The following is a 12,204-nucleotide window of genomic DNA, read 5'->3' as shown; positions in this document are numbered from 1 at the left end:
GCGCATGCAGGATGGACTATTGTGGGAGGGGAGAGCCTTGAGAGGAGTCATACTGGCGGGGGGGACGGGAACCCGATTGTATCCGCTCACCCGAATGCTGAACAAACATCTGCTCCCGGTCGGGAAGTATCCCATGATCTGCTATGGAATCGACCGGCTGCGCAGGGCAGGCATTACCGACATTCTGCTGGTGGTAACCCGCCAGTCGGCCGGGATGTACGCCGATTTTCTCGGCAGCGGGGCGGATCTGGGCGTCTCGATCACCTACCGGGTGCAGGAATCCGCTGGAGGAATCGCACAGGCGCTGGAGGCAGCGAGGGATTTTGTTCCGCCCGGAGAGCGCTTTGTCGTGCTGCTGGGAGACAATCTGTTCAAGGATGATCTGGCTCCCTATGTGGATGCGTATTTGAAGCAGCCCGCGGGAACCGCCAAGGTGCTGCTAAAACCGGTGGATGATCCGCGCCGCTATGGGGTTCCGGTATTCGACACAGGCGACCCCGCCTGGATCGTCCGAATCGAGGAGAAGCCGGAGCATCCCGGAAGCGGGTACTGCGTAACCGGAATTTATATGTATGACACCGAGGTATTCAGGCTTATCCGGCAGGTGTCGCCCTCGGGGCGGGGCGAGCTGGAAATTACGGATGTCAATAACCTGTATGCTTCGGCCCGCAAGCTGAGCTATGATGTATTGAAGGATTGGTGGAGCGATGCCGGCACGTTCGATTCGCTCAGGGAAGCCGGAGAGAAGCTGAAGGATGCGCTGCCGTAAGGCAGCGTCAGACTGTCGACAACGTGTCGGCGGTCTTTCTTTTTGGTGGAAACTTCGTAGAGGTTGTGACGAGTGTTTAGAAATAGGGTGCTTGTGCTAAACGATCATTGGATTCGCTCATGTGCGAATGGATAAAGCCATTGCTGCGAGCAGAGCGGTAAGTGCCTTTCTCCTAAAAAAATAATCCTAAAAATATATTTTTATATATAATAATCATAAGTGGATTATTATACCAATGGAGAGGTGGAAAGTTTCAATGAAAGAGCTGGTGTACACAATTTGGCCCGTTATGATGACGATTCTTCTGATTCTTTTGGTTTTGCTCCTATTCAAATGGATAAAAAGTAAGCATACATAGCAAATCTACCAGTGCTTATGCGGAAGTGCACATCGCCCGTTCTATCCGCACGGACCGCCGCAAGGCAGCGCCTTTTAGCGTTGGCGAACCGGAAGAAGAGCCGCTTCCTCACGGTTCGCGCCTTTGTTCCGGGCTTGGGGAGGAAATACTTCCCAAATGCCGAAATGGTACAGATAAGCTGCCGCGTTTCCCGTGTCTGCCTCTTACCGGCACTGCCGGGAAGACGAACTGCTCTACAGGAAGGAGCAAGACGAATGGAGATCTATGCCTTGCGGTTAAGCCGCGAGTTGAGCGGCCCGGAATACCGAATGCTGCTGGAGCAGACCGATCCCGTTAAAAGAGAGCGTATTGCCAGGTTCCTCCGCCCGCGGGATGCCCAGCGCTCGCTGCTGGGCGATGCGCTGATCCGGTGGGCGCTGGTCCGGCATCTGAATCTGCCGCCGGAAGGATCGAATACGCTGGTATTCGATCAGAACGAATACGGCAAGCCGCTGCTCGCTGCGCCGGGCGGCGTGCATTTCAATCTCTCCCACTCCGGAGATTGGGTGGTCTGCGCCGTTGCCGCTGCCCCGGTGGGCGTGGACGTGGAGGAGCTGCGGGAAGCGCCGCTGGAGATTGCGGAGCGGTTCTTTCATAACAAGGAGCGCAGGTTGCTGAATGCCGCATCGCCCGAAGAGCGCGGGGAGCTGTTCTACCGGCTGTGGACATTGAAAGAGAGCTATATCAAGGCGGTCGGGCTTGGCCTGTCGCTGGCCCTCGATTCCTTCTCGGTGGACGGCGGGACGGGCACCGTTCTTCGGAGAGATACCGAAGAGCGTTGGCTTCACCGGGCATGGAAGCTGGATGAGCGGCATATGATGGCGCTGTGTGCAAGTGACGGGAGTGAATGCCGGGAGGAGAGACGGATGGATCTGGATGAGTTCCTGACCGTCCGCTCCCGGCCAGGGAGGATCGGTGCAGAGGAGGGATCGGCATGCTGGACACGCTGAACGCCCAGATTGGCAGCTCGGCGCTTATCTGGCTCTTTTTGGCGGCCTTTATCATTCATGATTTCGAGGAAATTATCTTTATGGAAGGATGGACGCAGAAACACGGTGCCTGGCTAATCTCCAGACTTCCCGCTCCGGCCGCCCGGATCGCCGGCAGATACGGCAGGCTGACCGGATCGCGGTTCGCCGTTCCGGTGCTGTTCGAATTCATCGCATTCGTTCCGATTACCTTCGCCGCCGCCGAGCGGCAGCATTACGCCTTCTTTCTGGGAATCAACGCCGTCATGTTCATCCATGTGTTCACCCACCTGGGCCACGCGATTCTGCTTCGGCGCTACACCCCGGGTGTGGTGACCGCGGTTCTGATTGCGCTTCCTTACTCCGCTTACCTGTTCTACCGGCTGACGGACGAGGGCCTGGTGTCCTGGAAGGAAATCTGGATGAGCCTTCCCTATGGAGCGATTCTGATTCCGCTGGTCGGCTTCGGCTACCTGGCAGGCAAATATTTGGCTCCGGCGCGCGAGGCGTGACGGATTTCTGCCCACAGGGCCGGGAGTCCATGACCGCGGCATACACCGAAAAAAACAGGCTCTTTCGCTGATGCGAAGAGCCTGTTCTTTTTGCTGCCGGATCGGGCGGGGAAAGCTGAAGTCAGACGGCCTTGGGCGACTTCTTGCCTTCCGGCTTCTTCTCTTTGGGGAACAGCGTCCGGTGATTCCACGGCGTCCACCAGTTGAGTCTGCCGAGCAGATGCATGGAGGCGGGAACCAGCACCGTCCGCACGATAACCGCATCCATCAGAATGGCGATCGCGAGCCCGACTCCGAGCTCTTGCACGAAGCGGAATCCGGCGAACAGAAAGACTCCGAATACCACCACCATAATCGAAGCCGCGCCGTTGATCATGCCGGTGGTGGCGGTGAATCCCTCGACGATGGCGCTTCGGTTGTCCTGGCCCCGGCTGTAGGCTTCTTTGATGCGGGAGACGATAATCACCTCGTAGTCAATGCTCAGTCCGAACAGAATGGCGCAGATCAGCACCGGAGTCCCTACATTGAGCGCCTGTGCGGTAGAGCTGGGCAGATGTCCCCACTGATACAGAATGACCAGTGCTCCCAGCGTGGAGGCGGTGACCAGTCCGTTCAGGAGAATCGCCTTGAGCGGCAGCAGGAGCGACCGGAAAGCCAGCGCCAGCAGAACGAAGGAGAGAATCAGAATGTAGAGGACGATCTGCGGCAGACTTCCCGTGACCTGCTTGTCAAAATCCATCCCCGTCGCTGTCTCGCCGGTCACCTGTCCGCTGTAGCCCCCCGGGAGTGCGGAAGGAAGCTCGGCGCGAATCTCGCGCACCAGCGCGCGCGTCTTCTCGCTGGTCGGGCCTTCCTTCGGAATGAGGTAGAGCACCGTCTCGCGGCCGCCCCGGCTGAGCAGCGAATGAAGCTGCGCGCGGGCCTCGGCCGGCAGACGATCCGGCGCCTGATAGGCGGCCGCCAGCTGCTCGGGGGAGGCCGGATATACCGAGGTCAGGCTGACGACCTGTTGGACGCCGTCCTTGTCTCCGAACTGCCGGGTCAGACGGTCGACGGTCTTCAAGGCCTCGGCACCGGTCGCGCTGCCCCCGTTCGTATTCAGCAGCAGCTTAACGGGAAAAGACTCGCCCAGACCGTAATGTTCGGTCAGAGCCTCCATCCCGAGGCGCGCTTCGCTGTCCTTGGGAAGCTCCTGGAAGGCGGCAACCGGAATATGCATCTCCAGCTTGCTGATCGGCCAGGCGAGTGCGGCGAAGAAGAGAACCCCGATGGTCAGGAACAACGCGGGACGCTTCAGCAGCACCGAGATGAAGCGGGTCCAGAATCCGCTGCCCGATCTGCTCTTGAAGGCAAAGGGGATGCGCAGCCGGTCCACCCGGCTGCCGAGCAGGGTCAGAAGCGCCGGAAGCAGGGTGAAGGCGGTCAGAATGGAGACGAAGACGACCACCAATCCGCCAAGCGCAATCGAGCGGAAGAACATCGTGTTGGGCAGGAACAGCGAGGAGAGACTCGCCATAACCGTCAAGCCCGCAAAAAAGACCGAACGTCCGGCTGTAGAGAGCGACAGTATCGCGGCCGAAGCAGAGGAGCTTCCCTTGGCCAGTTCTTCCCGGAACCGCTGAGTGATGAACAGCGCGTAATCAATGGCGACCCCGAGCCCCAGCATCGTGACGACGTTGGTCAGCGTGGAAGACAGCGGCATATAGAGGGTGAAGAGATAGATAACGGCCAGCGTCAGCACGATAGTGAACATGCCCATCAGCAGCGGGAGCAGAGCGGCTACCACCGAACCGAATACGAGCAGCAGCAGCACAAAAACAATCGGAAGGCCGATTCTCTCGACCATTTCCACATTGCTTAGGCTGACCTCATTCATCTCTTCGGTCAGCGCCGGACTTCCGGTGATGTCGAAGCGGAAGCCGTCCCGGTCCAGGCCGGCGCTCCGGAGCTTATCCCGGACCACCGGGATGAACGCCCGGGCTTCCTTCTCCGTAGCGTCCATGTCGATCTGGATGAAGACTCTTCCGTTCTTCTCGTCGGCGAGGCTTTCCCCTCCCTTGGAAGCGGGACTCGTCAGGCGGGCGATGATCGGTTCATCCCGAAGCGCCTTCTCGGCGGTCTGAAGCTTCCCGGTAAATTGCGCATCTCCGGCGGCTGAGCCCGGATGATCGAGAACGACCGTGAGCGTCTGGCCGTAGAAGCCGTCGAACCCGGTACGGATGCGCTCCGATGCCTGGGCGGATTCACTCCCGGGGATACTGAAGCCCTCACTGGTCAGGTGGTCGGGCAGCTTGGGAGCCAGCAGCAGGGAACCGGCGAGCAGCAGCACCCACAGAGCGATTACCGTGCGGGGCCAGCGGGCAGATACAGAAGCGATACGGGCGAACATTCAGATTCCTCCTGGCACTAATTAATTTGGCGGCGGGCCGCTTAGCAGACTCCGCTCGCATACAGCGAGTCCATCACCTCGTTGTACAGCATATCGAAGAGGGGGGCTTGATCGGCATTCAGATAAAAATGATCTCCAGGGAACATTTGCAGCGAGAAGCGGTACTTGGTATACCGCTCCCACTGCTCCAGCAGCTCCGGATCGACCAGGGAATCGTCGATTCCGCTGTACACGCTGAACGGACAGAACAACTGGGGTCGCCCCTCCAGACGGAAGGTATTGCTGAGCTCAAAGTCCGACCGCAGCACAGGCAGGAAATAGGACATCAGATCGGGATCGTTCAGAACTTCCTGCGGGGTCCCGTTATAATCCCGCAGCACCTGGATGAACTCGGGATCGGACAAATGATGAACCTGTTCTTCGGGCACATGCGGAGGCAGGCGGCCCGAGATGAAGAGATGCACCGGCGACCGGCGGAAGCGCTCCTCGAGCAGCCGTGCAGTCTGGAAGGCAATCAGCCCGCCCAGACTATGGCCGAATAGGGCGAAGGGGCGGTCCAGATAAGGAAGCATCGCCTCCGCCAGAGCCTCCACCAGCGGCTCCACTCGAACATATGCGGGTTCGTTCATCCGCATGCCCCGTCCGGGCAGCTGGACGGCGCAGACCTCGATGTCCTCCAGCGCCGCGCCCCATTCCTTATAGACGGCGGGCGTTCCGCCTGCATAGGGGAAGCAGAAGAGCCGCAGCTTGGCCTTCGGTTTGGGCTGGCGAACAACAAACCATTCTGAAGCGGTAATCATATGCGATTCCTCCTTAGAAGATAAGATCCGGCGACATGGCGGCTGCGGATTCTGCCCGGGCCAGGCGCTGAATGCGGTCCCAGGACGGCGGAGGAGGCAGGAAGCCGGTCTCGATGCAATAGGAGATCGAGCGCCGCAGCCATTTCGAATCCGGCTGCCGGAGCCGGATTCCGAAGCGGGCCATCGCAGCTCGGGTGTCTGTGCTCTCCGCCGGCTCGGGTGGAAGAATTCCGCTCTCCATGTGCGAAATAAGGTAGGCGATATCCTGCCGGAGCTCCGGTTCCTCGCTCCACTCCAGCAGCAGTTCCCGGTATTCCGCCCGGTCGGCCCAATAGATCGCATACCCGAGAGCCTGCAGCAGGGCGATCAGCTCACTATGGGCATACGGCCTCGGATGGGTGAGGTGGTAGGTTTCGCCGAGACTTGCGGGAACCAGCGACAGTTCGACAATGGCGGCTGCAATGAAATCAACGGGCATCAGATCCACGACGGCTTCCAGACGGGGAGCCAGTCCGACCCGGGAGATGGCCCGAAGACTCGTATAGAGCGCGTTGTCCGCCATATTCCGCTGAAAGCGGCCGGACCGTGAATCGGCTCCGACAAAGGCAAGGCGATAGACGGATGCGGCCAAGCCGCGCTCCATTTCGCTGCGAATCAGCATCTCTGCCTTGAACTTGGTCCTGGCGTATGGAGAATCGAACTGTTGGCCGATATCGAGATCCTTCTCGCCGAAGGGACCTTCAGCCTCCCCCTTGACGGCAATGGTCGACACATAATGAAGCGACTTGTCCTTGCCTTCCCGGGCGAAGGCAAGCAGGCGGCGGGTCCCTTCGAGGTTCACTTCTTCAAAAGCCGCCTCGCTTCCGAAATGCCTGACATCCGCTGCGCAGTGGTAGATCGTATCGACCAGGAGACAGAGAAAGTTGTAATCTTCGCTGTCCAGTCCGAGCCGTTCCTGTGTCAGGTCTGCCGGATATACAAAAATGCGGGACATCTGCTCCTCGGTCAAGCCCTGCGGAAAATACCAGCGAAGCTGCTCCGTCAGGCGGCGGTAAGCCTCCTGATGTCCGGCGCCCCGTACCAGGCAATGCACTACGGCGTCCGTCCGCTCCAGGCTTTCCTTCAGCAGGTAAACGCCGATGAAGCCGGTTGCTCCGGTCAGCAGAATCGAGCTCGGCGTGCGTTCTGCCCGCTGTCCCCGTTCCGCCCGCTGCCCCCAGTCCGCGGAAGGAGGCAGTGTCCGCTCATCTCCGCCCGTGACAGGCTGGAGCAGGCCCCTTTCATTCCCGCTGGAACAAGCGGTCTGCTGCGGGGGCCGGCCGTCTGCATCTGACACCGGATGCAGCTGAACGGCTTTCGCCTCAGGAGCTGCGGAAGAATCGAGCAGCGCCGCCAGCGCCCGAAGTGTCGGCCGCTCGAACAGAGCCTGGGGACTGAGCGGATATCCGCTCTTGTTCAATTGCACCGACAGCTGAATGGCATCGACAGAGCTTGCGCCTAGCGAGAAGAAGTTCGAATCCCTTCCGACGGCATCCAGGCCCAGCCGTTCCTTCCACAGCCCGGCCAGCCAGATTTCGTTCGGCGTTGACGGCGGTTCAAGCGAGCCGCCGCCGGAATGGCCGAACTCCGGCTGCGGCAGACGGCTGCGGTCTACCTTGCCGTTGGGCGACAGCGGGAGGCCATCCAGAAAGACCAGATGAGAAGGGAGCATATAAGACGGCAGTCTGGCGGCAAGACGGCTGCGGATCTCGCCGGATTCGCCCGGAGAGGCGGATTCGGAAGGGACAATATACGCCGCCAGACTTCCGCTTCCCCGCTCGTCCCGGATCAGAGATGCGGCGCATTCCCGCACTGCTTCGTCTTCCGCCAACGCCGCTTCGATTTCTCCCAGCTCGATCCGGTAGCCGTTCAGCTTGATTTGGGCGTCGTCGCGGCCCAGGAACAGGATCGTTCCATCCTCCAGATAAAGTCCCCAGTCTCCGGTATCGTACAGCCGTTCTCCGGTTCGGGGGTGGACGACGAACCCTTCCTCGGTCTTGCCGGGATCGCGCCAGTAGCCCAGGGCCAGACCGGCGCCGCCGATGTACAGCTTGCCGGGCACGCCGGCGGGGCGGAGCTCCAGTTCGCAGTCAAGCACCTGGACCGATTGGCCGCTCAGCGCCCTTCCATACGGAATACTGGTCCAATCGGGGTCGATCTCTCCGATCGGATAGCAGATGGACCAGATCGACGCCTCGGTTGCTCCGCCGAGACTGACAATCTCGGCCTCCGGTGCGAGCCGGCGGAATCTCTCCGGGAGCGGCAGCGGAATCCAGTCTCCGCTCATCATCAGCAGCCGGACGCTGTCCAGTCTGCCGGGAGTCCCGTTCTCGGCAGCTTCGGCGAGCAGCCCCGCAAGTGCCGGTACAGTGTTCAGAATGGTGACGCCTTCGCAGGCAACGGTCTCGGCCCATTGAACCGGGTTCCGGCTTCCGTCTTCCCCGGGGAAGACCACCGCCGCTCCGGCCGCGAGTCCTCCGAATAGATCGTAGACCGACAGATCGAAGTTCAGCGCCGAGAGCGCAAGCACGCGGTCCTGCTCGTTTATATGGAATCGGCGATTGATGTCCAGGCACGTATTCAGCGCTCCGAGATGGTCGATCATCACGCCTTTGGGCGTACCAGTCGTACCCGAAGTGAAGATGACATAGGCCAGATCGCGAGGGCCCTGAAGCGGATCCGGAAGCAGGCGTTCGCTGTCTTCTTCGGAGGCTTCTTCGGAAGCTTCTTCGAGGACTACGGGAGTTACCCCGTCCGGCCACTCCAGGGTGTTCATCAGGTTCTCCGACGTAACGGCCAGCCTGACTTCTCCGATCTCCAGCAGCTGCTTCAAGCGTTCCGCCGGAAGGCCGGGATCGAGCGGCAGATAGGCCGCACCCGACCGGAGGATGCCGAGGACGGCCAGCGCCTGCTCCCAGCCCTTCTCGAGCACGACGGCAACCAGCGCATTGGGCTGCGCGCCAAGTCCGCGCAGCTGCTGTCCCAGCCGTCCGCTTGTCTTCATCAGTTCCCCGTATGTCATCCGGAACGGACCGTCGATCAGGGCAATTCGCTGCGGATCGCGGCGGGCCTGATCCAGGAACGGAGAATGCAGCAGACCTCCGGGGAGCGCCGGCGGGCCGGCGGGGGCTGATTCGATTGGCCAGCCTGCGGGAACGAGGACTCCGGAAGCCGATGCTTCCCAGACTTCAGGGTCACAGGCCAGTCTGCGGACCAGACCGGTATAAGCGGCGAACATCGCACCCGGCATGCCGGACGGGAACAGGTCGTCGACGCAGTCCCAGATCAGCTCGGCGGCGCCCCGGTTCAGTACAGCGACATGATCCAGCCAGATCTGCGGCGTCTCGGCCGTCCCGTGCTTCAGTTCGCCGAGCCAATCCAGCGCTTCTCCGAAATCGCGCAGCATGCAGGTGAACACGACGGGCATGACGGCCTTAGGGGCTTGACCCGAACGGCGGTTGATTTCCCGAATCAGCTCCACTCCGTTGAACCTTGTGTGGCCCAGATCCTGTTGGAACTGTTCCTGAAGACGCAGAGTTTTGGCTGTAAAAGACAAGCCCGGCGCATCTTCAGCCTCCAGCAGCAGCAAGCTCGTAAAGTCACCGACAATGCGGTCCGTATGCGGGTGCACCGGCCGGCGGTCGAACAGTGTCAGGTTAAGCGTGAAATCCGGCGAACGGCTCCATTTGCGCAGAACCTCCGTATACGCTCCGCAGAGTGCAAGCGCAGGGGTGAGGCCGTAATTCCTGGCCTGTTCCGTGAAGGCCTCCCACTCCCCGGGAGAGAGGGAGAAGGTGCGTCTGACGTAGTCCGGGCGGATCACGGATTCCGGCTGTCTTTGGAGAGGAAGCTCCGGCGCGGACGGCAGCGAAGGGAGACGGCCAAGCCAATAGGCGCGGTCGCACTCATATTCCGGCAGCGAGCGGCGATTCTGTTCGTGCAGCGTATAATCGCGAAAATTCAGTTCAAGCGGCTCCAGCTCCGCTTCCGGGTTCTCGTACAGCCGCCTCCATTCCTCCATCAGAATCATCAGACTCGCGGCGTCTCCCACAAATCCGTCGAAGAAAAACATCGTCCGCTGCCGGTCCTGCGGAAGCCGGACGACGCAGATTTCGAAGCCGGGCCAGCCTTCGTCCGGCGTTGCTCTGCGGGTCAGCCGCTTCCGCATTTCCGTCAGCAGCCGAAGACGCTCTCCCGCAGAACGGAAGCGCAGATCCTGTCTGCCGATCCGGCTGACCGGCACTTCCGGACGAATCTCCTGCCTTCCGTCGGCCCGGACGAACGCCCGAAGCATTCCGTGCCGCTGAACGAGCCGGTTCCAGGCGGACTCCAGCCGGGAATGGTCCAGCAGAGGACCTTCGAACTCGAGGAACAGTCCTCCCGATACATTGCCAAGCTCCATGCCGGCAGCCCGTCCGATCCAGTACGCCTCTTGAATGTCATTCAGCGGGAACGGCTCATGGGCCGATGCGGGATCACACTGCAGCTCCGGCTCTCCGCATCCATCCGGCCCGGCGGGCGCGGCGCTTGGCATCAGGGACAATAACCGCTGTGCCAGTTCGCCGATGCCGGGAGCGGTCAGGAGATCGGAGACGGGAAGATCGGCTCCGAAGCGGGTGCGCAGCCGTCCGCGGAGCTCAATGCTCATCAGCGAGTCCAGACCGAGCCGGACAAGCGAACGATTCAGCGGAATGCGCTCTGTGGGAAGGCGCAGAATCCGGGCAACTTCCAGCCGCAGCTCCGCTTCAATGGCATCGGAGGACAGGTCTGCCGCAGCGGATGTCTCGTGCAAGGCCGGCAGCGGCAGAACTTGGCCGGTTCGGCGGGCCGAATCGGCCAGGGCGGATGGGCCGGATGCTCCCCGCGAGCCTGAAGCAGCTCCGCTGGAGATGGCGAGGGCGGACGGGATTCCGTCCGGGTCCGCTGCGCTTGCGGGCATTGTGCCGCCGGGCAGCTCGAACCAGTGACGCTGCCGCTGCCACGGATAGAGGGGCAGCGACAACACCGGCCCGGCCGGGTAAAAGCTGCTCCAGAGCGGTTCCAGTCCGGCGGCGTACAGCTCCCCGAGTCCTTCAAGCAGGACGGAAGCGTCCTCCTCGCCCCGGCGAAGCGAGGACAGCAGCAGCGGCTCCCGTTCCTCCGGGAAGTCGGCTTCTTCGCTGGAAGCAGGAGCCTCCAGCGAAGCCTGAACTTCACGAAAAGCAGAGGTATTACGAGAAGGGAGATTTCCACGAGAAGCAGAGCCACCGCGAGAAGCAGCGCCCTCACCAGAAGTAAAACCATCGGGAGAAGCCAGGTCCTCACCGGAAGCAGAGTCACCGCGAGAAGCCAAGTCCTCCGGCGCTTCGCCGGCAGCCGGGCTCTGGGAGGCAGGCTCTATGCCGCTGCCTTCCGGCTCGGCGGTCGCATCGCGCAGCGCCGATGACAGCACCGGATGCGGCCCGATCTCCAGATAGGCGCCGATTCCTTCGCGGCGCAGCGCCCGGACCGCTTCCAGGAAGCGCACCGGCTGGCAGAGCTGCCGGGCCCAGTAAGCGGCGCCCAGCTCGGAGCCGCCTAGAAAAGTACCGTCCGCAGTCGAGAAGAACGGCACCGCCGCCTCCTGCGGACGGATTCCCGCCAGCGCCTGCTCCAGCTCGGCGGCAACCGGCGCGGTCAGCGGGCAGTGGCCGGGCGTGCGGGCCTGAACGAACCGCACGGGAACGCCGCGCCGCTTGAGCGCCGGCACCCAGGCTTCCATCGCCGCCGCTTCGCCGGAGAAGATGACCGCGCGCGGACTGTTGACCGCGGCGACGTAGATGCCGCCGCCGGCTTCGGCGGCCAGCTCGGCCGCCGCCCCGGGGGAGACCACGGCGGCGGCCATGCGTCCCTGGCCCTGAAGGCGGCGCAGCAGCCGGGTGCGGTGCAGCAGCACGCAGGCGGCATCCTCCAGCGAGAGGATGCCGGCGGCATGGGCCGCGGCGACTTCGCCCATGCTGTGGCCGCAGACGGCGGCGGGGACGCAGCCCCACGAGCGCCAGAGCGCGGCGAGTCCGGCCTGGACGGCGAAGACGGCCAGCTGCGCGTCGGCGTCGTCGGCTTCTGCCGGGCTGCCGGAATCGGGCGCAGGCTGAAAATGCGTGCGCAGCGAAGGCAGCGCAGGGTCAAGCGCATGGAACAGCGTCTCGCAGCGGTCGATGACGGCGGCGAAGACGGGGAAGTCCAGACAGCCGGCGGCCATGCCGAGCCAATAGCCGCCGTGGCCGGAGAAGACCCAGGCGGTGCGCAGCGGACGGGCGGGGGCAGCGTCGGGGTGAAGCGCTCCGGCTGCCCGTTCGTCCAGCGCCTCGC

Annotated in this window: 6 protein-coding genes; 3 read left to right on the top strand and 3 right to left on the bottom strand. The window is 62.1% G+C overall.

Features of this window, described 5'->3' with window-relative positions; translation table 11 throughout:
• Positions 1-37 precede the first annotated feature (37 nt).
• The 3 genes from F4V43_RS00030 (at position 38) to F4V43_RS00020 (ending at position 2,646) form a co-directional block, all read left to right on the top strand.
• A complete protein-coding gene (locus F4V43_RS00030) occupies positions 38-769 on the top strand; it encodes a sugar phosphate nucleotidyltransferase (RefSeq protein ID WP_150456190.1) in 732 nt (243 codons plus the stop codon).
• 612 nt (positions 770-1,381) lie between these two features.
• Positions 1,382-2,116 carry a 4'-phosphopantetheinyl transferase family protein gene (locus F4V43_RS00025; protein ID WP_191089407.1) on the top strand — a complete coding sequence of 245 codons (735 nt, stop codon included), beginning with the start codon at positions 1,382-1,384 and terminating at the stop codon, positions 2,114-2,116.
• Positions 2,101-2,646, top strand: a complete 546-nt coding sequence (locus F4V43_RS00020) for an HXXEE domain-containing protein (protein ID WP_150456188.1) — start codon at positions 2,101-2,103, stop codon at positions 2,644-2,646. Before F4V43_RS00025 ends, F4V43_RS00020 begins: the two co-directional genes overlap by 16 nt.
• A gap of 121 nt (positions 2,647-2,767) precedes the next feature.
• On the opposite strand, the gene F4V43_RS00015 is transcribed toward F4V43_RS00020, so the two are convergent.
• The 3 genes from F4V43_RS00015 to F4V43_RS00005 all read right to left on the bottom strand — a co-directional run.
• Positions 2,768-5,035 carry an MMPL family transporter gene (locus F4V43_RS00015; protein WP_150456187.1) on the bottom strand — a complete coding sequence of 756 codons (2,268 nt, stop codon included), beginning with the start codon at positions 5,033-5,035 and terminating at the stop codon, positions 2,768-2,770.
• A 41-nt stretch (positions 5,036-5,076) separates the two neighbouring features.
• Positions 5,077-5,835: a thioesterase II family protein gene (locus tag F4V43_RS00010; RefSeq protein WP_150456186.1), complete on the bottom strand. Its 759-nt coding sequence runs from the start codon at positions 5,833-5,835 to the stop codon at positions 5,077-5,079.
• A 13-nt stretch (positions 5,836-5,848) separates the two neighbouring features.
• On the bottom strand, positions 5,849-12,204 hold a 6,356-nt coding region (locus F4V43_RS00005), incomplete at its 5' end, for a non-ribosomal peptide synthetase (protein WP_150456185.1).

Source organism: Paenibacillus spiritus (assembly GCF_008710135.1).
Classification (GTDB): Bacteria; Bacillota; Bacilli; order Paenibacillales; family Paenibacillaceae; genus Paenibacillus_AQ; species Paenibacillus_AQ glufosinatiresistens.
Note: the sequence above shows the minus strand (reverse complement) of the source record. Positions and strands in the feature narration are given on the sequence as shown.